General features: G+C 71.5%; 24 protein-coding genes. 8 read left to right on the top strand and 16 right to left on the bottom strand.

The window, feature by feature from the left end; translation table 11 throughout:
• Nucleotides 1-46: 46 nt before the first annotated feature.
• The 7 genes from ACFPFQ_RS34535 to ACFPFQ_RS34505 form a co-directional block, all read right to left on the bottom strand.
• A complete protein-coding gene (locus ACFPFQ_RS34535) occupies nucleotides 47-958 on the bottom strand; it encodes a LysR family transcriptional regulator (RefSeq protein WP_379626521.1) in 912 nt (303 codons plus the stop codon).
• 59 nt (nucleotides 959-1,017) lie between these two features.
• Nucleotides 1,018-2,067, bottom strand: a complete 1,050-nt coding sequence (locus ACFPFQ_RS34530) for a YeiH family protein (protein WP_379626519.1) — start codon at nucleotides 2,065-2,067, stop codon at nucleotides 1,018-1,020.
• Between the two features lie 215 nt (nucleotides 2,068-2,282).
• Complete coding sequence (locus tag ACFPFQ_RS34525; RefSeq protein WP_379626517.1) at nucleotides 2,283-2,606, bottom strand: putative quinol monooxygenase; 324 nt, start codon at nucleotides 2,604-2,606, stop codon at nucleotides 2,283-2,285.
• 93 nt (nucleotides 2,607-2,699) lie between these two features.
• Nucleotides 2,700-4,046, bottom strand: a complete 1,347-nt coding sequence (locus ACFPFQ_RS34520; RefSeq protein WP_379626516.1) for a glycosyltransferase — start codon at nucleotides 4,044-4,046, stop codon at nucleotides 2,700-2,702.
• Complete coding sequence (locus ACFPFQ_RS34515; RefSeq protein ID WP_379626563.1) at nucleotides 3,983-6,466, bottom strand: GH92 family glycosyl hydrolase; 2,484 nt, start codon at nucleotides 6,464-6,466, stop codon at nucleotides 3,983-3,985. Before ACFPFQ_RS34515 ends, ACFPFQ_RS34520 begins: the two co-directional genes overlap by 64 nt.
• A gap of 38 nt (nucleotides 6,467-6,504) precedes the next feature.
• Entirely contained in the window at nucleotides 6,505-7,161 is a 657-nt protein-coding gene (locus ACFPFQ_RS34510; protein WP_379626514.1) for an alpha/beta fold hydrolase, read from the bottom strand.
• Nucleotides 7,074-7,712, bottom strand: a complete 639-nt coding sequence (locus ACFPFQ_RS34505; RefSeq protein WP_379626512.1) for a TetR/AcrR family transcriptional regulator — start codon at nucleotides 7,710-7,712, stop codon at nucleotides 7,074-7,076. The genes ACFPFQ_RS34510 and ACFPFQ_RS34505 overlap by 88 nt, the downstream gene beginning before the upstream one ends.
• Before the next feature lie 105 nt (nucleotides 7,713-7,817).
• Here ACFPFQ_RS34505 and ACFPFQ_RS34500 point away from each other — a divergent pair, with 105 nt between their 5' ends.
• Nucleotides 7,818-8,270, top strand: a complete 453-nt coding sequence (locus tag ACFPFQ_RS34500; RefSeq protein ID WP_379626510.1) for an SRPBCC family protein — start codon at nucleotides 7,818-7,820, stop codon at nucleotides 8,268-8,270.
• Nucleotides 8,271-8,276: 6 nt separating this feature from the next.
• Here the strand turns inward: ACFPFQ_RS34500 and ACFPFQ_RS34495 are convergent, their stop codons facing one another.
• From ACFPFQ_RS34495 to ACFPFQ_RS34485, 3 genes are all read right to left on the bottom strand, one after another.
• Entirely contained in the window at nucleotides 8,277-9,479 is a 1,203-nt protein-coding gene (locus ACFPFQ_RS34495; RefSeq protein WP_379626508.1) for an MFS transporter, read from the bottom strand.
• A 75-nt stretch (nucleotides 9,480-9,554) separates the two neighbouring features.
• On the bottom strand, nucleotides 9,555-10,244 hold the full coding sequence (locus ACFPFQ_RS34490) for a PASTA domain-containing protein (protein ID WP_379626506.1): 690 nt from the start codon (nucleotides 10,242-10,244) through the stop codon (nucleotides 9,555-9,557).
• 243 nt (nucleotides 10,245-10,487) lie between these two features.
• Nucleotides 10,488-11,183 carry an ArsR/SmtB family transcription factor gene (locus ACFPFQ_RS34485; RefSeq protein ID WP_379626504.1) on the bottom strand — a complete coding sequence of 232 codons (696 nt, stop codon included), beginning with the start codon at nucleotides 11,181-11,183 and terminating at the stop codon, nucleotides 10,488-10,490.
• An 88-nt stretch (nucleotides 11,184-11,271) separates the two neighbouring features.
• On the opposite strand from ACFPFQ_RS34485, the gene ACFPFQ_RS34480 reads away from it, so the two are divergent.
• Nucleotides 11,272-11,703: a nuclear transport factor 2 family protein gene (locus tag ACFPFQ_RS34480; RefSeq protein WP_379626502.1), complete on the top strand. Its 432-nt coding sequence runs from the start codon at nucleotides 11,272-11,274 to the stop codon at nucleotides 11,701-11,703.
• Here ACFPFQ_RS34480 and ACFPFQ_RS34475 read toward each other — a convergent pair.
• The 4 genes from ACFPFQ_RS34475 to ACFPFQ_RS34460 all read right to left on the bottom strand — a co-directional run bounded on the left by ACFPFQ_RS34475 (nucleotide 11,693) and on the right by ACFPFQ_RS34460 (nucleotide 15,974).
• Nucleotides 11,693-12,598, bottom strand: coding sequence for a carbohydrate ABC transporter permease (locus ACFPFQ_RS34475; protein ID WP_379626501.1), 906 nt, complete (start codon nucleotides 12,596-12,598; stop codon nucleotides 11,693-11,695). The genes ACFPFQ_RS34480 and ACFPFQ_RS34475 overlap by 11 nt on opposite strands.
• Entirely contained in the window at nucleotides 12,591-13,532 is a 942-nt protein-coding gene (locus tag ACFPFQ_RS34470) for a carbohydrate ABC transporter permease (protein WP_379626500.1), read from the bottom strand. The genes ACFPFQ_RS34475 and ACFPFQ_RS34470 overlap by 8 nt, the downstream gene beginning before the upstream one ends.
• Nucleotides 13,529-14,779 (bottom strand): extracellular solute-binding protein, encoded by a 1,251-nt coding sequence (locus ACFPFQ_RS34465; RefSeq protein WP_379626499.1) that lies wholly within the window; start codon nucleotides 14,777-14,779, stop codon nucleotides 13,529-13,531. Before ACFPFQ_RS34465 ends, ACFPFQ_RS34470 begins: the two co-directional genes overlap by 4 nt.
• Before the next feature lie 121 nt (nucleotides 14,780-14,900).
• Complete coding sequence (locus ACFPFQ_RS34460; RefSeq protein ID WP_379626497.1) at nucleotides 14,901-15,974, bottom strand: substrate-binding domain-containing protein; 1,074 nt, start codon at nucleotides 15,972-15,974, stop codon at nucleotides 14,901-14,903.
• 80 nt (nucleotides 15,975-16,054) lie between these two features.
• Here ACFPFQ_RS34460 and ACFPFQ_RS34455 point away from each other — a divergent pair, with 80 nt between their 5' ends.
• The gene (locus ACFPFQ_RS34455) at nucleotides 16,055-16,660 is read left to right on the top strand and encodes a DUF624 domain-containing protein (protein WP_379626495.1); all 606 of its coding nucleotides are present in this window, start codon (nucleotides 16,055-16,057) and stop codon (nucleotides 16,658-16,660) included.
• A gap of 78 nt (nucleotides 16,661-16,738) precedes the next feature.
• Here the strand turns inward: ACFPFQ_RS34455 and ACFPFQ_RS34450 are convergent, their stop codons facing one another.
• Nucleotides 16,739-18,421 (bottom strand): purine-cytosine permease family protein, encoded by a 1,683-nt coding sequence (locus ACFPFQ_RS34450; RefSeq protein ID WP_379626493.1) that lies wholly within the window; start codon nucleotides 18,419-18,421, stop codon nucleotides 16,739-16,741.
• 230 nt (nucleotides 18,422-18,651) lie between these two features.
• Here ACFPFQ_RS34450 and ACFPFQ_RS34445 point away from each other — a divergent pair, with 230 nt between their 5' ends.
• Nucleotides 18,652-19,089, top strand: a complete 438-nt coding sequence (locus tag ACFPFQ_RS34445; protein WP_379626491.1) for a hypothetical protein — start codon at nucleotides 18,652-18,654, stop codon at nucleotides 19,087-19,089.
• Nucleotides 19,090-19,155: 66 nt separating this feature from the next.
• On the top strand, nucleotides 19,156-19,899 hold the full coding sequence (locus tag ACFPFQ_RS34440) for a DUF6319 family protein (RefSeq protein ID WP_379626489.1): 744 nt from the start codon (nucleotides 19,156-19,158) through the stop codon (nucleotides 19,897-19,899).
• Between the two features lie 21 nt (nucleotides 19,900-19,920).
• Here ACFPFQ_RS34440 and ACFPFQ_RS34435 read toward each other — a convergent pair whose 3' ends face one another.
• On the bottom strand, nucleotides 19,921-20,703 hold the full coding sequence (locus ACFPFQ_RS34435; protein ID WP_379626487.1) for an SDR family NAD(P)-dependent oxidoreductase: 783 nt from the start codon (nucleotides 20,701-20,703) through the stop codon (nucleotides 19,921-19,923).
• Between the two features lie 234 nt (nucleotides 20,704-20,937).
• On the opposite strand from ACFPFQ_RS34435, the gene ACFPFQ_RS34430 reads away from it, so the two are divergent.
• The 3 genes from ACFPFQ_RS34430 to ACFPFQ_RS34420 all read left to right on the top strand — a co-directional run bounded on the left by ACFPFQ_RS34430 (nucleotide 20,938) and on the right by ACFPFQ_RS34420 (nucleotide 25,081).
• Nucleotides 20,938-21,927, top strand: a complete 990-nt coding sequence (locus ACFPFQ_RS34430; protein WP_379626485.1) for a hypothetical protein — start codon at nucleotides 20,938-20,940, stop codon at nucleotides 21,925-21,927.
• A 100-nt stretch (nucleotides 21,928-22,027) separates the two neighbouring features.
• On the top strand, nucleotides 22,028-24,838 hold the full coding sequence (locus ACFPFQ_RS34425; RefSeq protein WP_379626483.1) for an ATP-binding protein: 2,811 nt from the start codon (nucleotides 22,028-22,030) through the stop codon (nucleotides 24,836-24,838).
• Nucleotides 24,839-24,907: 69 nt separating this feature from the next.
• Complete coding sequence (locus ACFPFQ_RS34420; RefSeq protein WP_379626482.1) at nucleotides 24,908-25,081, top strand: hypothetical protein; 174 nt, start codon at nucleotides 24,908-24,910, stop codon at nucleotides 25,079-25,081.
• Nucleotides 25,082-25,150: the final 69 nt, after the last annotated feature.

Raw genomic sequence — 25,150 nt, 5'->3', positions numbered from 1 at the left:
CCGACGATAACGGAGCAAACGTTCTAGAACAATTGCTCTGCCGTGGTCAGCCGGATCGCCCGCGTGCGCGCAGGGCGTTCGCGATCAGGGTGGCTGCGGCCCCGGCTGGGCGCCGTCCGACGTGCCAGACGGCGCGCAGCGAGCGGCCGAGGTCGATCCCCTCGGTCGCCACCTCGACGAGGGCATGGGCAGCGATGTCCCCGCTGACCACCAGCTCGCTCAGCAGCGCCGGCCCGACGCCGCCCAACGCGGCGCTGCGGACGGCGGCGCTGGACCCCAGCTCCAGGAGCGGATCGATCAGCTGCTCCCCACAGCGGGCGACGGCCCGTTCCGCGGTGTCGCGGGTTCCGGAACCCTGTTCCCTGCTGATGATCGGGGTGCGGGCGAGCTCGGCGGCACCGACCGGGCGTCGGCGCCGGGCCCACGGGTGCTCCGGCGCGACCACCAGCACCAGCCGGTCGTTGGCGACCACGCGTGAGTGCAGGCCCGCGGGGGTGTGTGGGGACTCGATGAAGCCGAGCACCACGGCCTCGGCGCGGACGGCCTCGCAGACGCGCGTGGAGTTCATCACCTGCAGGCCGACCCGCACGTCGGGATCGGAGCGGCGCAGCTGGCCCAGCCACAGGGGGAGCAGGTGCTCGGCGATGGTGAGGCTCGCCGCCACCGTGAGCTGGGCCGCGTGCTGCCCCCGCAGCACCTCGACGCCGTCGAGCAGGACCCCGAGCTCCTGGAGCACTCGCGCTGCCCACCCGCAGACGAGCTGCCCGGATGCGGTGAGCGAGGAACCGCGGCGGGTGCGGTCGAGGAGCAGGACGCCGAGCCGGCGTTCCAGCGAGTTCATCCGCTTGCTGGCGGCGGGCTGGCTGATGCCGAGCTCGGCCGCGGCGCTGGTGAGGCTGCCCCGCTCACCCACGAGCACCAGCAGCCGCAGCGACTCGACGTCGGGAAGCGCTGTCATGCCCTGAGGTTATGGGTTTCGGCTGGGTGTGGGGGGCCGGACCAGTGGTGTCGCGATGTTCAGTACCCGCCGGTGATCGCCAGCGCCGCCAGTCCGACGGTGCCGACGAGGACGGTGGACACCGCGCCGAGCGCGAGCCCGCGCCCTCCGGTGCGCAGCAGGGCGCCGATGCGCACGGCGCTACCGAGCCCGAACAGCGCGGCCGCGAAGAGCAGCGTGGTCAGGATCTTCGTGGCGGACAGGAGCGAGTCGGGCACGATGCCGGTGGTGCGCACGGCCATCAGCGCCAGGAAGCCCAGCACGAACAGCGGGATGATGGGGGGCCGCTTCCCCACCCCCGGACCCGCTGCCGGACCCGCGGTGGCGCCCTGGCGGCGGCGCTGGGCGATGCTGACGCCGGCCACGATCGGCGCCAGCAGCACCACGCGCGTCAGCTTGACCACGACCGCGACGGCCACCGCGGCGCTGCCCGCCGGTGACGCGGCGGCCACGACCTGTGCCACCTCGTGCACGCTGAGCCCGGCCCAGGCGCCGAGGTGCTCCGGTGACAGGCCCAGCCGCGTCCCGATCAGGGGGACGAGCGCGATCGCGGCGCTGCCGTAGAGGGTGACCAGGGTGACGCCGGTGGCGACGTCGCGCTTGTCGGTGTCGGTGACGCTGTCCATCGCGGCGATGGCGGAGGCGCCGCAGATGGAGAAGCCGGTGGCGACCATCAGCGCGAGCCCGGGGGACACCCCGATCCGGCGGGCGGCGAACAGCGTGCCGAAGAACGCGATCAGCACGGTCGCCACGACGGCGAGCACGGTGCCGATGCCCAGTCCGAACACCTCGCCCAACCCGAGCTGCAGGCCGAGCAGCACGACCCCGAGCCGGAGGAACTTCCTCGTGGCCCATGCCAGGCCGTCGCGGGCCCGGTCGGGGAGGAACTGCCCGACCGCGACGCCGAGCACCACGGCCGCGGTGAGCGCGCTCACCGCGGGCAGCAGGGTGGTCACGGCGAACGCGACCGCCGTGCCAGCTGCGGCGACGAGCAGTCCGGGCACCAGCGTGTGGATCGTGCCGCCGAACCGGACCCGGTGGTTCGGGGCGGGCTCGGCAGTTGTCGTCATGCCATGACGGTCGCCCCGCAGCGCCAGGTCCGGTACCCGTCGATGTCACATGACGTCATAACAAACGGCTATGCGTCGTCTTCGCACATCGTCACCAGTCCTCGCACGGGTTCCGCGGTGTGCGACGTCGGGCGAACGTGTGCGAGGTCGGGGTAGCGGGCGCACCCCTGCCGTTGAAGCCGTTGCGCCCGCGCCCGGATGCGCCCCGGTGCACTTCAGTCCATGACGACCTCGCCCATCTCCGACCAGCCGGGATCCGGCAGCTCCTGGTAGACGATCTTCGGGACGGAGGCGACGACCGACGGCAGCCAGCCGAAGAACCACTTGGCGTGCTCGGACGACACGTGCGCCTCGCCCGCCGCCTGGTCCACGTAGTTGGCGAGCACCGCGTACCGGTCGGGCTCCTCGACGCTGGCGAAGCAGCTGAAGACGAGGTTGCCCGGCTCCTCCCGGACCTGCGCCGAGTACCGCGTGATCCCGGCGAGGAAGTCGTCCTTCTTCTCCGGGCGGATGTCGATCCTGATGACGATGAAGATCACGACGTCTCCTCGGGCCGCAGCACTGTGGCGGCCAAGGTGTACCGCACTCCGGCGAACCCCGGTGTCTCATTCCGGACCACCTGCCGGGCGCGCTCAGTCGTCGTGCAGCGCCCTGCGCAGTGGGGGCGCCTCCGGCCGGAAGAGGTCGTCGAACACGCGGAACCGATCGAAGGCGAGCGCGTGCTCGCGACCGCGTCGCTCGAGTGAGCGTCGCTCGTGCTCGGACATCTCCAGCACCACCCGGTCGAGTGCCGCGGTGAGCGCGGGGATGTCGTCGGCCGGCACGATCACCGCGGCATCACCGACGGCCTCTCCGGTGCCCCCGGTCAGCGTCGTGATCACGGGCCCGCCGCCCGCCAGCAGCTTCTCGGCCAGCGCAATGCCGAACGTCTCGACGAAGTCGGGTTCCTCCTTCGTCGGCAGGGCGTAGGTCATGCAGCCCCGCATCAGCGGCGGCTTCTCGTCGTCGTCGACGTCGGTGAGGAACACGACGCGGTCGTCGCCAGCGGCCAGCGCGCGGACCTCGGCCAGCGCCGGGCCGGTGCCGGCGATGACGAGCTTGACGCGGTCCCGGGCCCGCGACGTGGCGTAGGCGGCCACGAGGTCGTGCACGCCCTTCGCCTTGGTGACGCGCGAGAGGAACAGCACGTACCCGTCGCGGTCGAGCCCGCGCCGGGCCAGTGTGGCGTCCACCGCCCGCGGATCGAGGTCGAGGTAGGCGGAGGTGTCGATCGGCGGGTAGCTGACGGTGACCCGGGCCCGGCACTGCTGCGCGAACAGGGTGCCGCAGTGCTCGTCGACGGCCTCCGCGGCCAGGACGATCTCGTCGCGGGTGTACTCCGAGACCGCCACGACCTCGTCATTGGCCAGGTACGTCGTCAGCAGCGCGATGGCGGCGCCGAAGCGCCGTTCGCGCAGGCAGGAGCGGATGACGTTGGTGACATCGGAGCCGACCGCCTTCGCGATCGTGTGGACGTCGGTCAGCAGCCCGGCAGCGTGCGTCGCCGTGACCGCGTCCATGATCACGTTCGCGTGCGGGGCCAGGTACATCGACAGGCACGTCGTCGGCACCGGTTCGGCGAGCAGCTCGACCAGCCGGCCGGTGAGGCCTGCGAGGTGGCGGCCGTCGGGTACGCGATAGTCGCCCACGGCATCGGGGCGCTCGACGGTGATGCCGTCGCTGTAGGGCTGCAGCCGGTCGAGCGGCTTGAGCGGCAGCCCGGCCGCCGCCAGCGTCGCGATGGGCCAGGTGAGCAGCCGGACGTCGTCGAAGCCCCTGGTCAAGGCCACCTCGGCGAGGTTGCGGGCCTCTCCGGAGTGGCCGCAGATCACCGGGTCGGCCCGCACGACGATCACGAGCCGCCGTTCCGGGTAGGTCAGGCCGTCGCTCGCGGCGCGGGCCCGTCGGACAGCGATGGGGGGCGCGCTGATCGGCCCCATGGTGACGGCTCCGGGCCCAGTTCCAGGTGCAGTACCCCGCCGCGGTGCACGTCCGTCGCGCTGATGTGGGTCGTTTCGCATGGCCGTCCGTTCAACGTCGCCGATTGCACGTACTGCGCTCGGGGGGTCTCCCCGATGCCGTCCGCGCTGATGGGGGTCTCGCGGTGCCCGGTGGTTTCGATGACGAACTCACCCCCGTCGACCCGCAGTGCGGCCCGGGCAAAGGCCGGTGCATTGACGAGGAACATGCTCTGGCCCGCGACCGGGAAGAGCCCGAGCGAGGCCCAGACGTACCACGAGCTGAGGCCGCCGGAGTCGTCGTTGCCGGGCATGCCGCCTGCTCCGGTGCCGTACTGCCAGGTCAGGGCGCCGTGGACGACGTCGGCCGTGCGGTCCGGCCGGCCTGCGTAGTGGTAGGCCCACGGCGCCTCCATGTCCGGCTCGTTGTTGAGCCCCTCGAACCGGTTGAGGGCGTAGCCAGCAGCCATCTCCGTGGCGGAGGGGTGCAGGCCGGGCTGGGTCACGGCAGCGGCGCCGAAGCCGAAGAAGGCGTCGAGCATCGCGACGAACGCTGCGTCGCCGCCCGCGAGCCTGATGCGGGCCCGCATGTCGTGCAACAGCCGGAACGAGTAGTTCCACTTGCCGCCCTCGTAGTACTCGGAATCGCTCAGCAGGCCGGTGGCCTGGTCGAAGGCGTTGATCCACCACCGGCCGCGTCCCTCCAGCTCGTCGGCGAGCCGCTTGTCGCCCAGCGCGCGGGCGACCCGGGCCGTGCAGTGGTGGCCGTAGGCGAGGTCGAGCGTGTGCGTGATCGGGTGCACCACGCCGTCGGTCAGGAAGTTCTCCCCGTAGAGGCGGCGCAGGTCCGCCTCCATGTGCACGAGCGCCCAGCTCCAGTCGATGTCACCGAGCCCGGTGGCGTGCGCGTCGGCCAGCGCGGTGTGGGCCAGCGCGCTGGCCTGGCGGAAGAACCGGTCGGCGCCGCGGGCCATCCGGTACCCGATGGGGAAGTTGCCCTCCTCCTCGGACACGCGGATCAGCGACTCCAGCAGGTCGGCGGCCCGGTCGGGGGTGATCGCCATCATCAGCGGGATCTGCGTGCGGTAGATGTCCCACATCGTGCAGACGTCGAACGCGAACGGGCCCGACGCCGGCCAGAACGGGCTCTCGTCGTCGGCGAAGCACGGCTTGATCAGCGAGTGGTAGAGCGCGGTGCCCAGCACCGTCCGCCGGGCGGGGGTACCGCCCTCGACCTGCACCCGGTCGAGATGGTCGGCCCAGCGGGCGCTGGTGCCGGCCCGGGTCGCGGCGAACGCCGGGGTGGTGTCGCCGCACTCCCTGCGCAGGTTCTCGCGGGCCTGCTCGGTGCCGCGCAGGGAGAAGCCGATGCGTACCTCGACGGTCTCACCGGCCTGGGCCCGGCCCATGAACAGCAGTCCGAACGGGCGCAGCGTGGTGGGGCGGATGCTGTCGAAGTCCAGGCGGGTGCCGCCCTCGACGAGCCTGCGGTCGTGCCAGAGCATCTGGCGCCAGCGCGGGCTGCTGACCTCCAGGTACACCGACAGCGGCACACCTTCCAGCACCACCGTGCCCTGCGCGCGCCCGTGGCCCATGCTCTCCACCTGGGCGCGCAGCGGGACCGTCCGGCCGTGCTCGATGGTGAGCCCACCGCACGACAGGTCGACCACGAGTCGCGCGCTGCTGCTCTCGGGAAACGTGTAGCGGTGGACGGCGACCTTCTCGCCGACCGTGAGCTCGCAGCGGATGCCGGTGCCCAGCGTGGCCGCGTAGTAGCCGGGTTCGGCGGTCTCGTCGTGCAGGGCCCAGGCCTCGCCGAGGTCGTCGAGCGGCTGCACCATGGGCGTCACCCGGATGTAGTTGTAGTACTTGCGGATCGCGCCGGTGCCCGACTGCTGGAAGTGCGTGAAGCCAGACGCCTGCAGCCGCGGGAAGATCTCCTCCGGCATGCCCTCGGTGCCCTTGTCGTAGAGCCCGTAGCCCGTCGGGTAGGCCCCGGAGTAGGCGCAGGCCGAGACCATGCCCAGCGGGGACGTCGCTCCCGGGTGGGTGTTGCCGACCAGCGGCTTCGGGAACCACCACGACGCCGCCGGCCCGCGCGCGGGCGGAAGGCTGGTCGCGGCTGTCCCGATGAAGGGATCCACATCGTCGTTGAGAATGCGCCGAGTATGGGGGCGGGCGCTCCCACCAGGGGTTACGGCGATGTCAAGGCGATGTGAACTCGCCTCGCACCGTCGCCGACGGAGGGCGTCCAGCAACAGCGCGGGGGCCTCGATCTGCGGGACGTACCCCGTCGTCGGGAGCAGTTCGAAGCGGGCGCCCGGAATGGCGGCGGCGAAGGCGCGGCCGTACTCGCGCGTCACGATCCGGTCGCTCTCGCCCCAGATGACGGTGGTGGGCATGGTGATCGCGGGCAGCCTGGCGGCGAGCCCGGTGTCGGTCATGGTGCCGCCGTAGACGCCGAGCGCCTCCCGGTTGCCCGCCAGCGCGGCGAGCTGCTCGGGCGGCAGGGTGGTCGGGTCGATCCGGAACGCGGCCGGGTCGTGGTAGGCGCGGTCGGCCACCTCGTCGGGGGGGTGAGGGCGAAGAACCCGACGGGCGGATGCTCGGGCACGTCGATGCCGACGGCGTCGACCAGCACGATGCCGCTGATGCGGGACGCATCGAGCAGCGCCATCTCGGCGGTGATCCAGCCGCCGACGGAGGTCCCGACCACGGTGACGTCGGTGAGGTCGAGCTCCGCGAGCAGCTCGACGCAGAGCGCCGCCAGCCCGCGGATGCCCTCCAGCGCTGCCGGACGGGGAGTACCGGCGAAACCGGGGTGGATCGGTGTCAGCACGCGAGCCGGTGCGCTCGCGGCGAGCTGGTCGGCGAAGGCCATGACGGACCGGGGTCCCGCGCCACCGTGCAGCAACAGGATCGGGCGTCTCCCGAGGCGGCCATCGCGAGCCCGATCCGGACGGCGCGGACGGTCACCGCGGCCGTGGTCGCAGGGATGCGGACACGTGTCTAGCGCGCCTCCGCCGGTGGGGGGAAGGCGTGCGGCAGCAGCGCCACGACCGGCATGAGCAGCGGGGTGAACCGGCCTTCGTTCCACCCGGTGCCGGGCTCGTTGGCCATGTGCTGGGACATGACGCCGCCGACCAGGCAGGACAGCAGGTCGACACCCCGGTCGGTGGCGGCGCCGGGCCCGAGCTCGCCGGAATCGACGGCTCCGCCCAGCGTGGCGCGCAGCAGCTCGTAGAGCTCGCGGCTGGGGGCGAAGGCCTCGTCCGAGGGCCGGAAACCGGGCACCGGCCGCCAGAACATCAGCTCGGCCAGTACGGGGTTGCGGGTGGCCCACCGTCCGGTGGCCTCGGCGGCCGCGAGCACGGCGGTCATCCCGGCCGGCACGCCGTGGAGCGCCTCGCGCACGGCGTCTCGATGCGCCGCGTGGCCCTGCTGGAACAGCGTGTCGTGGATCGCGCGCAGCGACGAGAAGTACTTGTAGATCGACGGCGGCCGGACGCCCAGCCCGCGAGCGATCTCTGCCACGGTCAGGCCGCCGACACCCTCGGTCTCCATGATCTGGACGGCCAGTCGCAAGATCTCCTCGATCGTCTCCTGGCGGCGCCTGCCACGCCGGTCCGGCAGCTCCGCGGTCGCCATCGCACTCACCCCTCACGTTTCGCGGACCGTATCATGAGTAACGATTGACAGCTTTAGTTACGAGTCGTAGCTTGACCTCACCGCCGAGGCGACTGGAGAGAGCCCATGCGTGGGGAAGCGACGATCGAGATCACGGCTCGCCCGGAACGGATCTACGCGCTCGTGTCCGACCTGCCGAGGATGGGCGAGTTCAGTCCGGAGTGCCGGCAGGTCGAATGGCTCGACGGGGTCGCGGGCCCGGTCGCGGGGGCCCGCTTCGTCGGGCACAACCGCAGCGGCCCGATCCGGTGGTCGCGGCGGGGCACCGTGCGCACCGCCGAGCCGGGTGTCGAGTTCGCGTTCTCCACCGAGGAGGGCGGCCGCGAAGGCACGCTCTGGCGCTACCGGCTGGCGCCGTCGGCGCACGGCACCGTGGTCACCGAGTCGTTCGAGGTGCACTGGATCCCGTGGTGGATGCGGGTCGTCGACGTGCTGACCCGCCGTCATCACCAGCTCGATCGTGCGATGGGCCGCACGCTGCAGCGGCTCAAGGCGGTCGCGGAGCGCGCGGCCGCGTGACGGTTGCTATGCCATCGCCGGCCGCCGGGCCGCGGCCCACCGCACGGCGAGTGGTGCCACCAGCCCGGTGACGGCGAAGAGCGCGCCGAGCACGTACCAGCCCGGGCGGCCCCAGCTGATGCACAGCGCGATGATCAGGGCCGGGCCGACGGTCTCCGCCAGGCCGGCGCCCATCCCGAAGACACCGATGTACTGGCCGGTGGCGCGGTCGGGCGCGAGTGCGAAGGAGATCTCGAAGCCGCCTGCCGCGTGCCAGAGCTCGCCGACCGTGTGCACGACCACGGCCACGACGAGCAGCGCGGCGGCCGCCCACGCCGGCGTCCCCGCGGCCAGCGAGATGAGCGCGCAGGACGCCAGGAAGGCGATGCCTGCTCGGCGGAAGGCCAGGCCGCCTGCGCGGGGCGTGACGATGTTGCGGCTGGCCCGCACCTGGAACGCGACGACGATGACGGTGTTGGTCAGCATCGTCGCGGAGATCAGCCAGCGTGGTGCCGTGGTCGCGGTGACCAGCCAGAGCGGGATCGCGACGGTGAGGACCTTGAACTGGATGGCCATGATGCCGTCGAGCAGGGTCAGCACGAGATAGGGGCGGTCGCGCAGCGCGATCCATCTCGGGCCGTCGCTCGTGGTCGGCGTGGGACGGACCGGCGCCAGCCGGAACAGCAGTGCGGCGGCCGCGAGGCAGCAGAGTGCGTTGCCGGCGATCAGCAGCAGGTAGGCCGAGCGGGTGTCGGTCTGCACGGCGAAGCCCGCGAGCACGGCGCCCATCGAGATGCCGATGTTCGTGACGGACCGCAGGTGAGCCCGGAACTCCTGGGGGCGCGGACCGCCGTGGAGCTTGATGAGCGGCGCACGAGCGGACTGGCCGGCGGTGTGGGCCGTGACGGCCAGCGTGACCGCCACCGCGAACGGCCAGAAGGTGTCGGCCACCGCGAATCCGGCGGTGGCCAGCCCGCGGATGATCAGGGTGGCGGCGTACACGCCGCGCGGTCCGCGATGGTCGGCGAGATGCCCGACGGCGATGCCGACGACGAGCGCCACGAGCCCGGCGATGCCGAGACCGAGCCCGACCTGTTCGGCGGGGAGGTGGACCGCCTCGGTGAAGTAGAGGACCCCGGCGGTCAGGAAGATGCCCGTGCCGACCGCGTTGGCCAGGTTGGCGACGGCGAAGGTGCGCTGCGGTCCCGCGGCGGGGATGAGCTGCGCCATGGGGTCTCCGCAGGGTTCGTCGGTACGGGTGTCCCATCCTACGAACTATTGCAATTCACTTGCAATAGTAACTTGTCAGCTCACCGCCTCCTGGCTGGGCTCCTCGAGCACCTTGCGCCCGGTGTGGGGAGTGGGCTTCGGTCGCCGCGGCTCCCGCACGCCGGCTCCGCCACCGCGCTCGGTCCACAGCGTGACCGGCGCGCCCGGCTGTGCCCTGGCTCCCGACTCCGGGCTCTGGTCGGTGACGGTCGGGCCGGGCTCGTCGAACGCGAGCGATGGGGCGCCCTGCGGATCGGCCGACAGCGGGACGAGGCCGAGCTCGCCCAGCAGCCTGCCGGCGTCGGCGTAGGACCTGCCGACCACGTTCGGCACGGTCACCCACGCCCGCCGCCGCGCCGCTCGGGCTGCCCGGTCGAGCACGGCTGCCGCCGCCGGCGGTCCGATGTCGAGCGGGGGCATGGCGGCGCGGCCGGGGTCGCCACGGGTGCCGCCGACGGCGGGCTCGACGTCCAGATCACGCCAGCGCTCCCATGCCGACTGCCTCGTGACGCCCAGCTTGATGGCGATCTCGGCCCAGGACCGGCGCAGGTGCCGCGCGTTGCGCACCGCTTCGAGCTCGGCCTCGTCGAGCAGTCGCCGCAGCAGGCCGATGTCGTTGAGGGCCCCGAGTGGATCGCCGGGCGCGGTGTGGCGATCCCGGTACCAGGCGGCCAGGTGCTCCCATGCCTCCCGGCCGTCGCGCCACGGATCCCGATCGGTGCTCATGACCCCTCCCCACCGTCAGGGTGTCCTGACGCCACTGCCAGGTTACCCTGACAATGGCAGGAGTGAGCAGGATTTCTGGGGGATGGAGCCGGGCGATCCGCTCCCCAGCGTCGCCCGGCTCCCGGGGAGATCCGGACACCGCTCCCCAGTGATGTCCCGGACCACGATCATCCCGCTCCGGCTCGAAAATTCGAGAGGTGAATGCGAAGTCGTTGCTGATCTCCGAAGTGTTTCGCCTGGTGATCAGCGCTCCGCGGGGTTCCCGAGCCACCGCCTGACGTGCTCGTCGTAGCCCGGTTCCATGCGCACGGCGCGGCCGGCCCGGCGCGTGACCCAGCCCAGCGTGAGGAAGCGGCCCAGCACAGCGGCGGGGAGGGCTCCGGCGAGGTGTGGACGGCGATCGGTCCAGTCGATGCAGTGCCGGGCGAAGACCCGCCGGGTGGTGCCCAACCGGTCCGGGTCGAGGTCCAGCCCGACGAGCAGTCGGCGGCCGTCGACGGTGAGTGCGTGATCACGATCGTCGACGGGGTGGAGTGCGCCCGCGTCCAGCAGGAGGGTGCGCAGTTCGACCCCGCGCCGCCCGGCGAGGTGGTCGTAGCAGGTCCGGGCCTCGGCGAGCCCGGCGGCGCTGCGGTGCGCGCGCAACGAGCGGACCGGTGCCGGCGGCGCGATCCGGGCCAGCGCTTCCAGCGCCTCGGCGACGTGGGGCCCCGCGAGCTCGTGGTAGCGGTGGCGGCCCTGGGCTCGCACGGTGACCAGCCCGCCGTCGACGAGACGGTGCAGGTGCGCGGTCGCCGTGGCCGGACGCACGCCCGCGCAGCGCGCCAGTTCCCCGGCCGGGAGCGCGCGGCCGTCGGCGAGCGCGGCCAGCATCGCGGCCCGGGCGGGGTCGCCGATCAGCGCGGCGACCGGAGCGAGGTCCCGATCCGCAGCGGCCATGCCCGAAGCCTGGCACGACGACGGTTCGGCCGCCGGCAAAACGTCGCGCACCTAGCGTCGGTATGCGTACCCGACCCGAGGAGCGATCATGACAGCAACGGCAGCCATCTCCCACATCTTCACGGCGTGGGACGAGGCGCTGGGGGCCAAGGACGTCGACGCCGCCGTGGCGCTCTACGGCGCCGACGCCACGCTGGAGAGCCCGCTCGTGTGCCACCTGCTCGGCGGTACCGACGGGGTGGTGCGCGGCCGGGCGGACCTGCGCCGGTTCATCGAGTGCGTCTTCGCGAACCAGCCACCGCAGCGCCGCCGCCACCGCACCGGCTTCCTCACCGACGGCACCCAGCTGACCTGGGAGTACCCGCGGGAATCGCCCGACGGTGAGCAGATGGACATCGTCGAGGTGATGCAGATCCGCGACGACCTGATCGCGCACCACCGCGTGTACTGGGGCTGGTACAGCGTGGGGATGCTCTCCTCGGGAGAGCACCCCCGCCCGCGGACGGGGCTCAGCCCTTGATGCCGACGTTCGCCATGCCCTCGACGAATCGCCGCTGGGCGAAGATGAACAGGACGATCATCGGCAGCGTGGCCAGCGCCGTGCCGGCCATCAGGTACGGCCACTGGATCTCGGCCGGGTTCTGGGCGAAGATCGCCAGCCCCAGCTGCAGTGGTCGCATCGCGTCCGATGTGGTGATCATCAACGGCCAGAGGAACGCGTTCCAGGCCGCCTCGATCTGGAAGACGGCGATGGTGATCAGTGCGGGCTTGATCAGCGGCGTCATGATCCGCAGGTAGATGCCGAACTCGCCGAGCCCGTCGATCCGGGCCGCCTGTGCCAGCTCGTCGGGCAGCGAGACGTAGAACTGGCGGGCCAGGAACGTGTACAGGGGAGCGGCGCCGAGCGGGATGATGAGTCCCCACCAGGAGTTGAGCCAGCCGATGCCGCCCTGTCCGAGGATGTCGTTGCCGCCGAACAGCGGGATCGACTTCACCACCAGGAACAGCGGTACCAGGATGATCTGGAACGGCACCAGCAGCAGCATGATGAAGTAGTTGAGCAGCGTCTTCGAGCCGCGGATCGGCAGCCGTGCGAGCGCGTAGCCCGACATCGTGCAGACCACCAGCGTGAACGCGGTCTCGCCGACGGCGATGGTGAAGCTGTTGAGGAAGTAGCGCAGGAACGGCGCCGACTGCATCGCCTCCACGAAGTTCTGCCAGCGCAGCTCGGTGGGCAGCCAGGAGAACTTGGCGATCTCCAGGTTGCTCTTGAGCGCGGTGAGCACCATCCACACGAACGGGGCGATCATCAGGATCGCGCCGACCGCGAGAGCGACGTAGAGCAGCACCCGGCCGGGCCGTACCCCGTCCCGTCCGCGGCGCGTGTCGGGTGCGGTGATCGTGGCGCTAGTCATGGGTGTCCGCCTTCTGCAGCAGGCGCCCGAGACCGATGAAGACCGCGATGACGACCATCATCAGGACCGTCTCGGCGGACGCGAAGCCGAGCCGCAGCGCCTGGAAGGCGTGCTGGTAGATGTCGAGCACCAGCACCGTCGTTGCGGTGCCGGGTCCGCCTTTCGTCGTGACGTAGATGAGGTCGAAGACCTGGAAGGTGGCGACGATCGAGGTGACGAGCACGAAGAACTGGACCGGGCCCAGCGCCGGCCAGGTCACGTTGCGGAAGCGCTGCCAGGGGTTGGCGCCGTCCAGGGTGGCCGACTCGGTCAGGTCCCGAGACACCCCCTGCAGCGCCGCCAGGTAGATGATGACCTTGGTGCCGAGGCCCTGCCAGATGCCGACGACCATCAGCGAGGGCAGGGCGGTGTTCGGGTCGGTCAGCCAGCGACCGGGGGCGACACCGAACAGGCTGAGGAAGCCGTTGAGCAGCCCGGAGCCGGGGTTGTAGATCCACAGCCAGATGGTGGCGATGGCCACGGTCGCCGTCACCGTCGGCAGGTAGAACGCCGTGCGGAAGAAGCCGATCCCGCGGATCTTCTGGTTGAGCCCCAGCGCGATCGCCAGCGCGAGCACCACCGACACGGGCACCACCACGACCGCGTAGACGATCGTGTTGACGAACGCGGCCTGGAAGTTCTGGTCGCGGAACAGCTCGGCGTAGTTGTCGAAGCCGACCCACGCCCACGAGTCGCCGAAGCTGTAGTCGGTGAAGCTGAGGGCGATCGCGAACGCGACCGGGATCAGGATGAAGATCGCCGAGTGCAGCAGGGCCGGGGTGAGCAGCAGCCAGCCCGCGCGGGACTGGTTGCGGACCAGCTTGCGGCCGCGCGGTGCGCCGGCGGCCGGCTGGGGCGCAGCGTCGGATCGGGTGCCTTCGAGAACGGTGCTCATCGTGACTGTCCCGCCAGGTTGGCCAGCACCTTGCCGGCGTCCTTCTGCCCGAGGATCGCCTGGGAGAGCTGGGTGTCGAAGTTGCCGCGCATCTCCAGCCAGTTGGCGCTGCCGCCCTCGTAGACGGCGTTCTCCAGGCCGCCCGCGATGAACTTGCTCAGCGGGTTCGACCGGGCCTGCGGGGAGTTCACCGCGTCCTTGTACGCCGGGAGCTTCTTGTTCAGCGTGGCGATCACGTCGAGCGTCGCCGGTCTGGTCAGGGTCTGGATGAACGCCCAGGCCGCTTCCTTGTGCCTGCTCCGGGAGCCGATCGACGCCATGTCGCCACCCACGAACTCCACCTCCCTGCCGCTGTTGAGCCGGAAGAACCGCAGGTCGTCGCAGTTGGCCTTGCCGATGCCCTTGTCCGAGCAGTCGACAGCCCCACCGGTGAGGCCCATGGCGGCCTCGCCGGTCAGCACCATGGGTTGCTGGGCGGCGTTCTGCTGGCCGGACACCTGCACGTTGTTGATCATCGATCGGAACCACTGCAGGGTGTCGACGCCGTCGGGGCTGTTGAACTTCTCGCGGCCGTCCGCGTACAGCGGCGTACCGGTGGACGCCAGGAAGGTCACGTAGGCCTGCCGGTACGAGGTGCCGGCGAAGAAGTCGAAACCGGGTCGGGTGATGGTGCCCTGCGCGTTGCGCTTGGTGAGCTTCTCGGCGTCGGCCTTGATCTCGGCCATCGACGTCGGCGGCTTGTCGGGGTCCAGGCCCGCCTCCCGGAATGCGCTGGCACGCAGTGCGACGGCGCGGGCGTCGGCGACGAGCGGATACGCGTAGATCTTGCCGTTGTAGGTGGCCGTCGGGATCATCGCGGCGATGCTCTGCTGTGCGATGAGGTCGTTGGTCACGCCGAACTCTCCGAGGTCGGCGAAGATCCGCTTCGACGCGAACGGCTGGATCCAGCCGACGCCGGTGACCATCACGTCGTAGGGGATGCCGGCCGCGATCGAGGTCGACATCTTCTCGTTGAGGTTGGAGTAGGTCGCGAAGTCGGGTTCGACGTTCATCTTCGGATAGGTCTTCCGGAAGTCCGCGACGACCTTGTCGAACTCCTCCCGGCCCTTGCTGCTCGAGGGGAACGACGGGATCAGCACCCGCAGCGTGCCGGTCGCCTCGGCGGCCGGCACCCCGTCGGTGCTCGCATCGATCACCCCGCTGCCGCACCCGCTGACGGCCATGCCCAGCACGGCGATCAGCGCCACCAGACCACGTCGAGCGCCACGTTGCACAGGTGTGTCCCTTCGCTCGGTCGGCATCGACCAGCACCGTGTCGCGAAGGTAGGGGTAAGCGCTTTCTATCGTCAATCCCTGACGGTCGAACGATCAGATTCGATCAGAGATTGGGCCACAGGAGGCACGCACACGCAGTTCCGGCAGCAGGCTGAGGTGCCGGCGGGGTCCGTCCGGGGCCTGCAGCCGCCGCAGCAGCACCTCGCAGGCGACCTCCCCGATCGCGAGCTTCGGCGGGCAGACGGCCGTCAGCGGCACGACGGCCAGCGCCGCCGTGACGTCGTCGTAGGCGATCACGGCCAGGTCCTCCGGGATGCGCATGCCGCGCTCCATGGCCCGCTCGACCAGGCGGGCAGCGTCCTCGTCGGAGTGCACGAGCACGGCGTGGGCCTGCTGTTCCTCGCACTCGGCGAGGAACGCGTCGACGCGGGCCCTGGTCGCGGCATCGTCCCCGTCGGCGGAGAGCACGAGCGCGGAGACGAACGGCTCCACGTCGAGCAGGCCGGCCGCCTCCTCGATCCCGCGACGCAGCCAGTGGGCCGTGACGCTGGTGCGGAGGCTGACCCCGATCCGCCGATGTCCGAGTGACGCGAGGTGCCGCAGTGCCAGCAGCGCGCCATAGGCGTGGTCGGTGCGCACGTGGTCGTACTCGTGCTGCACGTGCGGGAACCCGAACGCCCGCTCCACCAGCACCACCGGCGCGCCGAGACGGTCGAGCTGATCGCCGAGATCGGCGCCCCGGCCGTCGCCGACGGCGGTGGAGAGCAGCAGCCCGGCGACGCCGAGGTCGAGCACCTTGTCGATCCGTTCCCGCTCCACAGCGGTGTCGTACCCGGAGACCCCGAGCACCAGCCGGGCGCCGTAGCGGGCGGCCGCAGCCTCGGCGCCGCGGACGACGTCGGCGTAGTAGTAGGTGGCGCTCGGCACCACGAGACCGATGATCGGGCCGCGACCCGCATCCGCGTCGTTGCCGGGACGCGTGGTCGGGCTGATCCCGATGGCGCCGCCGTGCACCCGCCGCAGCCGGCCTGCGGCGTCGAGCTCGCCCAGGTCGCGGCGCACGGTGATGGCGGAGACGCCCAGCTCGGCGGCCAGCTCGGCGACGAGCAGGCGGCCGTGGCGCTGCAGGCTCTGCAGGATCAGCTCATGGCGCTCCGGTGCAAACAATCCGTCCTCCACCTTGACCCGACGGAGTCGATCGTATCTGATCGTACGATCACCAATCGAGGGAGAAGCGGGGGTGCCTCGTGGCCGAGGCTGGACGCGCGGGACGCTCGGCCACCGTCCTGGCCGCGTTGACGATCGCCGGCGACCTGCTGATGCTGCAGCTGGCGTTCCTGGTGCTCGGCCTCGGCGTGGTGACGCTGATCCCGGCGGCCATCGCGCTGCAGCGGGTGCTGCCGGAGGCGATCGCGCAGGAGCACGCCTCGCTGCTGCGGCGGTTCTGGCGGCAGTTCGGCTGGGCGCTGCGCCGGTTCTGGGCGCCCGGCCTCGGCCTGTGCGCGCTCGCGGTCGCGCTCGTCACGGCAGTGCTGTTCTGGTCGGCGACCCCGGGCCCGGTGCGGATCGTCGCGCTCGCGCTGCTGATCCCGCTGGCCGGCCTGGCGGTCGGTCTCTACCTGGCGGTGCTGGCCGTGCTGCCCGCCGCCGACGACGCCGTCACCACCCGTGCGCTGGTGGCGGCGGGGGCCTGGTTCCTGCAGCGGCACCCGCTGGCCGTTGCGGCAGCGGTGATCGCGTTCGCCACCTGGGTGCTGCTGCTGATGCGGCTGCCCACATTCGTCGTCGTCGGCTCGGGACTGGTGCCGGCGCTGCTGGCCCACGCGCTGGTGCGTGGGAGGCGGCGGGTGTAGGTGCGGGCCCCGCTCCGGGTTGCAGGAAAGCCACTTTCCCGCAACGTCGTTGCGGCAAAGTGGCTTTCCTGCAACGGGTTACGTGCGGGAGCGGGCCGGATCCTCGGCGGGCAGGACGTGGTCGCCGACCTTGTCGGTGCTCAGGCACAGGGAGCAGACCACGGCGTCGTGGGTGGCGCACCGCGCGACGTCGGGCCGCTCGAAGTCCTGCCGGCAGACGTGGCAGTGCAGCACCTCGCCCGAGGGGTTGCCGATGTCGTCGTACATCGGCAGCGGGATGCCGTCGTCGGTGCGCCGCAGGTAGTACCGGCCCTTCGTCGCGATCGCGATGACGGGCGGCAGCACCAGCGCGAGGCCGATCGCCACGAGCGGTGAGAACGGCTGGATGGCCGGGCCCAGCCCGCCGAAGAACGCCACGACCGACACCCCGGCCGAGATGATCATCGAGCCGAAGCCGACCGGGTTGATCGCGTACAGCATCCCGCGGCGGAACTCGGGTTCCTTCGGCGAGATCTTGAGCCAGTACTTGTTGATCGCGATGTCCGACGCCACGACCACCACCCACGCCATCCCGCAGTTGGCGTAGAAGCCGAGGATGGTGTTGAGGAAGTCGAACATGTTGGCTTCCATCAGGATCAGCGCGATCGCGAGGTTCACGCCGAGGAACACCAGCCGGCCCGGGTAGTGCTTCGTGACGCGCGTGAACGAGTTGGTCCACGCCAGCGACCCGGAGTAGGCGTTCGTGACATTGATCTTGATCTGGCTGATCACCACCAGTATCACCGCGAGCGCGACGGCGGCCCACGGCGGCAGGATGTCCTTGTAGATCTCCAGGAACTGGTGCACTGGCTGGTTGGCGACGCCGGCGCCGCCGGAGATGTTGGCGATGATGTAGACGGCGAGGAACAGCCCGACGATCTGCTTGATCGCGCCGAACACCACCCAGCCGGGACCGGCGAGGATCATCGCGGTCCACCAGCGCCGCGAGTTCTCCGGTGTCTTCGGCGGCATGAAGCGCAGGTAGTCGATCTGCTCCGCGATCTGCGCGATCAGCGACAGGCACACGCCCGCGGCGAGCATGATCGAGCCGAGGTTCGTGGCGCCCTGGCCGTTCTCACCCTGGTAGGCGAAGAACGACCCGACCGACTCCGGGTGGCTGATCAGCAGGTACGCGAACGGGGCCACCATCAGCACCAGCCACAGCGGCGTCGTCCACAGCTGCAGCTTCGACAGCAGCGACATCCCGTAGACCACGAGCGGGAAGATGATCAACGTCGAGAGGGCGTAACCCAGCCAGGGCGGGATCCCCAGCCCGAGCTCGAGGCCCTGGGCCATGATCGAGCCCTCGAGCGCGAAGAAGATGAACGTGAACGTCGCGAAGATGACGTTGGTGACCACCGAGCCGTAGTAGCCGAACCCGCTGCCCCGCGTGATCAGGTCGAGGTCGAGGTTGTAGCGCGCGGCGTAGAAGGCGAGGGGGAAACCCGTCGCGAAGATGACCACGGCGAAGACGCCGATGCCCCACAGCGCGTTGGTCGTGCCGTAGGAGATGCCGATGTTGGCGCCGATCGCGAAGTCGGCGAGGTAGGCGATGCCGCCGAGCGCGGAGATCGCGACCACCCCCGTCGACCACTTGCGGTAGCTGCGCGGCGCGAACCGCAGTGTGTAGTCCTCGAGGGTCTCCTTCGCTGCCGTCGCGACGGCGGCGGTGCCGTCCTCCGGACCCTCTGACCCACGTTCCGACGAGATCTGCTGCGTCATGTCCGCCTCCCGGTGCCCGCCCCGACCGGAGATCGATGCTTCGTCACGGGGCGGCCGAACGGGTTTCCTCGGAATCACGTGTGTGTGACGAGCCCCCGCCGCCGCTACGGCGCGTGGTCATTCGCGGAAGAGGTTCTCGTTCGGGTGACGTACAGCAACGAAACGGCCACACCACGCGACATCTGAAGCACGGGCCTCCGAACGGATCGCCCGGCAGCGGGAGGGCAGCCATGAGCGTCGGGATGCGGCGGTGGATGACGGTCGGTCTGGCCGTGGGCGCGCTCGTGATCGCGCTCGCGGGTGTGGCGCTGGCCATCGCCCCGGCGGCGACACCGCCCGCGTCCGCGGTCCCGGCCGTCGCCGCGACCACCACGCCACCGGCACCGGCCGACGAGCCGGTGCTCGTGCCCGGCGTCGAGCCCGTCCTGATGACGAGCGACCCGGCACCCGCCACCCGCAAGCCGGTCACCGGCAAGCCCGCTACCAGCAAGGTTGCCGCTCCCGGTTGCGCTGCGCGAGCCATGGCCACCGGCCGGTTCGACCCGGGATGCGCCGAGTACCAGGGCTACCTCGACCCCGGCACCGCCGGCGGGCGCGCCCCGACGAGCGGCGAGATCCAGCAGGAGAACGGCTGTAAGCAGGGATACATCCCCGCCGACCAGTGTTGATCGCGGTTCTGTCGGTGCGCCGAGGCACAATGCGGCCTGCGCACGACGACAGGAGAGCTGGCAACGATGGTCGCAACCAACCCGCTGACGGAGCAGGACGTCGAGGCCGCCCGCGCGGAGCTGTCGGGGGGTAAACCCGTCACGGTGTGGTTCACCGCTGCCGCGGTGGGCGTCCCGGCCGGTGGCTCGGCCAAGGTGGTCTCCATCGATCCGGTGGCCGAGGGCGACTTCATCCAGATCAAACCGGCCGGTTCCCGCGACACGATGTTCTGCTCGCCCGGCGAGCTCACTCGCACCCGGCCCGCCCGCAAGAGGGTCCCGACCGTGTCCGAGCCGGCCCCGAAGGCGACCCCGGCCCCGAAGGCGACCCCGGCCCCGAAGGCGGATCCGGTCCCGAAGGTGAGCGCAGCCCGACCGGCGGCGGCCCCGGCGGCACGCAAGCCGGTCACCGCGCAGCCGGCACCGGCACCCACGCCCGCACCCGCGCCAGTACCGGAGCGGGTTCCCGAGCGCCCGCGCGCCACCGCAGGCCGGGCCGCGGCCCGCCCGGCCGAGGTCACGGTCACCCTCAACGCCACGGCCGAGGGGGAGTGGACGGTCGAGGTCGTGATCGGCGGCAAGCGTCGCGTCCGGCCCACTCCGGTACAGCCCGCCGATGTCGCGAAGGCGGCCCGCTCCCTGCCTGATGCGGTGGCCGAGGCGATCGAGTCCTCTCTGGAGGGTGCCCGGCAGCGCCAGCTGGATCGGGTGGAGCGCCTGCGCGCCGAGCTCGAGGCCGCGCAGCGCGCGTTGCAGGAGCTCAGCTCCTGAGCGGTGCCCGCCGGCGAGTGATCAGCGGGGAATCCCGATGAACGCCAGATCCTGCAGCGTGCTGGGGAGGTTGCGCAACGTCACGGCCACTCCCAGCCTGCGGGGGATGGTGGCGACCTTGGTGTCCTGCTCGACCACGTCGGCGATGCCACGGGCCACGCTCTGCGGGGTGAGGATCGGCAGCACGTGCGCGAGTCGCTTCGAGACGGCGTCGATCACCGGGGACTGCCGGGCCTGCTCCATCATGTAGGTGCCTGCCACCTCGCCGAGCGTCACCAGCGACATCGTCACCCCGGTGCCCGGGAGCTCGCGCTGCGCCGTTGACGTGTAGTGGTGCAGCGCGGCCTTGCTCGCCGAGTAGAGCGACATGTCCGGCACGGCGCTGACCCCGGCCAGCGACGAGACGTTGACCAGGTTGCCGCGACCGCGCTCCAGCATCCCCGGCAGTACCTGGCGGCACAGCTCCATCGGGGCGACGGCGTTGACCAGCATCAGCTGCCGGGCCATCCCCGCCTCGGAGCGGGCGGCGGGTGCCACGTAGGCCAGCCCGGCGTTGTTGATGAGCACGTCGACGGGGCCGTCGTCGCGCTCGGCGTCGCCGATCACCTGCGCGAGCGCGTCGGGGTCCGCGAGGTCGACGACGAGCGGGTGGGCGCCCAGCTCGTCGCAGATCGCGACGAGGCGGCCCTTGTCGCGGCCCAGCGCCGTGACGCGCGCGCCCCTGGCCCGGAACTCCCTGACGATCTCGATGCCGATGCCGTGGGAGGCGCCGGTGACCAGTGCATGTGACCCGTCGAGCTGCATGGCTGCTCCTGGTGCGAGAGGAAGCGAGTAAATCAGTGTAACTTATATCGATATTGCCCGTCGACGTAGCGCCGGTGCGTTCGCGCAGTTCCCATCCGGTGACAGAAGCCTGCGAAGGTGACGGGGCTGACCGGTACCGCAGGGATATAGAGCGCTTTAAATCCCCGACGCACGCTGTGCGAGCAGGTGACCGAACTGGTCGTCTGCTCCATTCGTGAAGCTCGGGAGAACATCATGACCGCACGACAGCACTGTCCGGGTGTGCTGAGCCGGGTGGCCCGCCGCGGCCGCATCGCCGCGATCGTCGCCGGACTGACGATCGCGATGGTGGGGGCCGCCGCGCCCACCGCCTTCGCCGCGGACGCGGGGTCCATCGGCCACGTCATGGCCCGGCCGCGGCCACCGATCGACGGAGACCCGGGGGGAGGCGACGGTGGAGCGCCCGCTCCCGCGCCAGCTCCGCCCTCGTCGCCTGCGGCCCCACCGGTCACCGTGGCACCTGCCGCGCACCTGCAGGCCATGGAGAGCGCACTGCGCTACGCCGGCCGTAGCGTCACCTCGATCCTGACGATGCCGGCCGGCCTGGCCGGGGCCAACCCGGTCTCCATCCACATGCAGGCGGCCGACGGCCCGCAGTTCGGCGCCGCCGACTACAACCCGGCCACCGGCAACACGTTCCGCTACAACTGGCCGGCCGGTGACGGCAGCGACTTCTACGGGATCATCAACGTCACGCTCGCCGAGCACACGCCGTCCGGTGCCGTGCTCCGCCAGTTCTACCTCCACCCGATCATCAGCCCGCGCTACAACGTGGTGCGCAGCGACCTGCAGGTGCGGTTGATCAACAACTGTGACTTCGACCTGGCCGGCACCATCCCCGTGGCCAGCGAGGTGGAGATGGGCTGGAACGACAGCGGCACCTGGGTGAAGGCGCAGCGCGACATGCGTGCCGGTGACGTCGCGACCTTCCACCAGTTCTCCAAGGTGTCCAACGACGTCAGCATCGCCAACCACCTGCTGATGCCCGCGGTCTACTTCGACGAGCTGGACCCGCCGGTGCCTCCGATCGGCTTCCACTCGCAGCCTCTCGGCCCGACCGAGCCGGTGTTGCCCGGTGAGAGCCGCAACATCCGGTTCACCACCCACTCCTTCGACGACGAGTTCTGCAACGCGGAGGTGAGCTACGTGGTCGGTGTGACGCTGCTGACCTACACCGCACTCTGACCCGCTCCCACATCGCAGGAGGGCGTCCCTGCTGACGTTCGACGTCAGGAGGGACGCCCTGCTGATGTCCGGGGCGCGAGCGGCGGGGGACAATCACCGGGTGGCGGCGCGGTCGGTGGCAGAGCTGGGCATCTCGGCGCGAGAGGCGGAGGTGCTCGCGGCGCTCGGTGAGCACCTGACCAACGCCGAGATCGCCGCGCAGCTCTACATCTCCGTGCGCACCGTCGAGAGCCACGTCTCGTCGTTGCTGCGCAAGCTCGACGTGGGCGACCGGCGAGCGCTGGCCGCGGCGGCGGTCGGGATGCGCGCCGACATCCCGCCCGCGGTGGCCGGCTCGGCGGGCGAGGCGCACCTCCCCGCCGCGCTGACCCCGTTCGTCGGGCGGGCGGCGGAACGCGCGGAGCTGGTGACGGCACTGCGTTCGCACCGGTTGGTGACGGCCGCCGGGCCCGGGGGCGTGGGGAAGACCAGGCTGGCGCTCGCGGCCGCGGCGGAGGTGGCCACGGCGTTCCCCGACGGCGTCCGGTTCGTCGATCTCGTCCCCGTCACCGACCCCGAGATGATCGTGCCGGCGCTCGCCGCCGCGATCGGTGTTGCCGAGCAGCCCGGCGTCCCGCTCGTCGACGCGCTGGTGGGCAGGCTCGCCGCGCGCACGACGTTGCTCGTGCTCGACAACTGCGAGCACCTGCTCGACGGCGTTGCCGTGCTGCTGGAGAAGCTGCTCGCGAACTGCTCGCGCCTCACCGTGCTCGCCACGAGCCGGGCGCGGCTGCAACTGCCGTTCGAGTGGGTGTTCCCGGTTGCGGGCCTGTCGGTCGACGACGGGCCCGGTGGCCTGCTCGACAGCGACGCCGTTGCCCTGTTCGTGGGCCGCGCCCGGGCGGCGGCCGTGCCGATCGGTCCCGACGACGTCGCCCGGATCGCCCGGATCTGCCGCGGGCTCGACGGGGTGGCGCTGGCGATCGAGCTCGCCGCGGCCCGGCTGCCTGCCGTCGGCATCGACGGGGTCGAGGCCGGCCTCGCCGACCAGCTCCGCCTGCTCACCGGCGCCCGGCGCGTCGACGGCAGGCACCGGTCGCTCCGCTCGGCGCTCGACTGGAGCTACGCGCTGCTCAGCCCGCAGGCGCAGGCGGTGCTGCGCCGCGTCGCGGTGTTCGCCAGGCCCTTCCCGGCCGATGCCGCGGCCACCATCGCCGGCTGGGCACCCGCCGCGGAGCGCGACGTCGCGTCGAGCCTCGCGGAGCTCGCCGACCAGAGCATGGTGAGCCTTGCCGGTCCCGCCGGCACCCGCTACCGGGCGTTGGAGACGATCCGCCAGTACGGCTTCGAGCTGCTCGAGGAGTCGGCGGAGCTGGTCGAGTGCCGGGCCCGGCACCTGCGGTGGTGCCTCGAAGAGGGCAGCGCGCTGCTGGTGGGTGACGCCGGTGCCGCCCGCTGGCGGACGGCCGTCGACCACCTCACCGACGAGCTGCGTGCCGCGCTGGGCTGGCTGGCCCGCGAGGACGCCTGTGCGGTGGCCGACCTGCTCGCGGCGCTGTGCCACCGCCGCGGACTGATCGGTGAGTCCCAACGGCGCTACGAGCAGGCGGCCGGGCTGGCCACGAACCGCCACGACGCCGCGCTCGCGCTGCACCGCGCGGCCGGCTGTGCGCAGCCGCGGCTGGCGGGCGACGACATGATCCGGCTGCACCGCGCCGCCGCCGCGGAGTACCTCGCCGCAGGCGAGCCCGTCGCCGCCGCCCGCGATCTCGCGCAGGCCGCCGAGCTGATCAACCGGGCCCGCGGCATCATCGCCGAGCTACCGTCGGATGACGTCGTCGCCGAGCTCATCGCCGCGGCCCGCACCCACGCCGGCGGGGATCGCGGTGCGCTCGCCCGCATCGCGGTGGCCGAGGCGTTCGCGTGCAGCGTCGTGCCGCAGGAGCCGTGCGTGATCGACGAGTCGGCGCGGGCCAGCGCCGACCATGCGCTGGCACTGGCGCAGGCGGCAGGGGAGCCGTTGATCGAGAGCGCTGCGCTCGACCGGCTCACCACCGTGCACCTCGCGGGTGGGCGCCTCCAGTCGGGTTTGGAGCTGGCGTTGCGCCGCACGGAGCTGCTCGCCCCGTTGCCGCCCGACGCCGACATGGGATTCGAGATGTCCGATGCCCACGTCATGGCGACGGAGAGCGCCATCGCCGCCGGTGATCTCCCGACGGCGCTGCGGCTGGCGGAGCAGCTGCGCGACCTGTCGCTGCACCGCGACGTCGGCCACGTCGGCTCGGCCCGGCTGATCCTGGTCACCGCGTTGAGCGGCGACTGGGACGTCACCCTCGCCAACGCCGACCGGTTCCGCGACGGCTGGGAGCGCGCCGGCCGGCCGCGGGTCGCGACGCTGCGCAAGTCCGCCACGGCCATCGCCAGCGTGCACGGGCTGCGCGGTGACGACGCCTCCCGCGCCGAATGGCTCGCCGTGGTGGAGGCGCTCGCCCCGGTGGGGCGCGCCCCGGAGGACTTCCGGTCCGGCGAGTTCTTCGACGCGCTGCTGTGGCTGCACAGCGGCGACCCGGCGCGTGCCCTGCGGGAGCTGAGCGTGGAGCCGCAGCAGTTCCGGCGCTGGGCCGACGGGTTGTGGCAGCCCTGGTACGCCGCGTTGTGGGTGGAGTCGGCGGCACTGGTGGACCCGGTGCTGGGCCGCGACCGGATCGCCGAGGTGGGCCCGTTGGTCGTCGAGAACCCGGTGGCGAGTGCGGTGGTCGCGCGCTCAGCGGCGCTGCTGGACGGTGACCGCGACGGCGTGCTCGCCGCGGGCGCCGCGTTCGCCGCGGCCGGGTGCCGCTACCAGTGGGCGCGCAGCCTGCTCCTCGCCGGCGGTCCGGATGCCGCCCGTGGCACGGAGGCGATGCTGGCCATGGGCGCGATCACGCACTGAGAGTCTCTCCGTGGTGGTTCCGTGGTGAGCACGGATGTTGTGCAGGCCGATCCGGCCGATCCTTTGTTCATGATGAATCACAGCGTCTCCGCAGACCTCGCCACCGCCCGCCGCAACGACCTGATCGCGGCCGCCGCATCGCACCGGCTCGTGAAGCAGGCCAGGGCCACGCGGGCCGCCCGCCCCGAGGGGGCGGCCACCCGCGTCACGTTCCTCACCCGGCTGCGACCCGCAGGAATCTGACGCTCACTGGTGCACCCTCTTCCGGTCCGAGCTTGGTTGATCAGCCAGGATTCGGGCGCACCTGAGGTC

It is taken from the genome of Pseudonocardia sp. GCM10023141 (genome assembly GCF_042653605.1).
The sequence above is the reverse complement of the archived record's forward strand: the minus strand, read 5'-3'. Positions and strand labels throughout refer to the sequence as shown.

What these genes read in the sequence shown, in the direction of transcription:
- ACFPFQ_RS34530 (WP_379626519.1), bottom strand. Translation starts at nt 2,067, where the DNA reads ATGACGACAACTGCCGAGCCCGCCCCGAACCACCGGGTCCGGTTCGGC.
- ACFPFQ_RS34500 (WP_379626510.1), top strand. Translation starts at nt 7,818, where the DNA reads ATGCGTGGGGAAGCGACGATCGAGATCACGGCTCGCCCGGAACGGATC.
- ACFPFQ_RS34445 (WP_379626491.1), top strand. Translation starts at nt 18,652, where the DNA reads ATGAGCGTCGGGATGCGGCGGTGGATGACGGTCGGTCTGGCCGTGGGC.
- ACFPFQ_RS34490 (WP_379626506.1), bottom strand. Translation starts at nt 10,244, where the DNA reads ATGAGCACCGATCGGGATCCGTGGCGCGACGGCCGGGAGGCATGGGAG.
- ACFPFQ_RS34475 (WP_379626501.1), bottom strand. Translation starts at nt 12,598, where the DNA reads ATGACTAGCGCCACGATCACCGCACCCGACACGCGCCGCGGACGGGAC.
- ACFPFQ_RS34520 (WP_379626516.1), bottom strand. Translation starts at nt 4,046, where the DNA reads ATGGGGCCGATCAGCGCGCCCCCCATCGCTGTCCGACGGGCCCGCGCC.
- ACFPFQ_RS34430 (WP_379626485.1), top strand. Translation starts at nt 20,938, where the DNA reads ATGACCGCACGACAGCACTGTCCGGGTGTGCTGAGCCGGGTGGCCCGC.
- ACFPFQ_RS34515 (WP_379626563.1), bottom strand. Translation starts at nt 6,466, where the DNA reads ATGCCCACCACCGTCATCTGGGGCGAGAGCGACCGGATCGTGACGCGC.
- ACFPFQ_RS34535 (WP_379626521.1), bottom strand. Translation starts at nt 958, where the DNA reads ATGACAGCGCTTCCCGACGTCGAGTCGCTGCGGCTGCTGGTGCTCGTG.
- ACFPFQ_RS34450 (WP_379626493.1), bottom strand. Translation starts at nt 18,421, where the DNA reads ATGACGCAGCAGATCTCGTCGGAACGTGGGTCAGAGGGTCCGGAGGAC.
- ACFPFQ_RS34470 (WP_379626500.1), bottom strand. Translation starts at nt 13,532, where the DNA reads ATGAGCACCGTTCTCGAAGGCACCCGATCCGACGCTGCGCCCCAGCCG.
- ACFPFQ_RS34495 (WP_379626508.1), bottom strand. Translation starts at nt 9,479, where the DNA reads ATGGCGCAGCTCATCCCCGCCGCGGGACCGCAGCGCACCTTCGCCGTC.
- ACFPFQ_RS34440 (WP_379626489.1), top strand. Translation starts at nt 19,156, where the DNA reads ATGGTCGCAACCAACCCGCTGACGGAGCAGGACGTCGAGGCCGCCCGC.
- ACFPFQ_RS34480 (WP_379626502.1), top strand. Translation starts at nt 11,272, where the DNA reads ATGACAGCAACGGCAGCCATCTCCCACATCTTCACGGCGTGGGACGAG.
- ACFPFQ_RS34505 (WP_379626512.1), bottom strand. Translation starts at nt 7,712, where the DNA reads ATGGCGACCGCGGAGCTGCCGGACCGGCGTGGCAGGCGCCGCCAGGAG.
- ACFPFQ_RS34485 (WP_379626504.1), bottom strand. Translation starts at nt 11,183, where the DNA reads ATGGCCGCTGCGGATCGGGACCTCGCTCCGGTCGCCGCGCTGATCGGC.
- ACFPFQ_RS34435 (WP_379626487.1), bottom strand. Translation starts at nt 20,703, where the DNA reads ATGCAGCTCGACGGGTCACATGCACTGGTCACCGGCGCCTCCCACGGC.
- ACFPFQ_RS34420 (WP_379626482.1), top strand. Translation starts at nt 24,908, where the DNA reads ATGATGAATCACAGCGTCTCCGCAGACCTCGCCACCGCCCGCCGCAAC.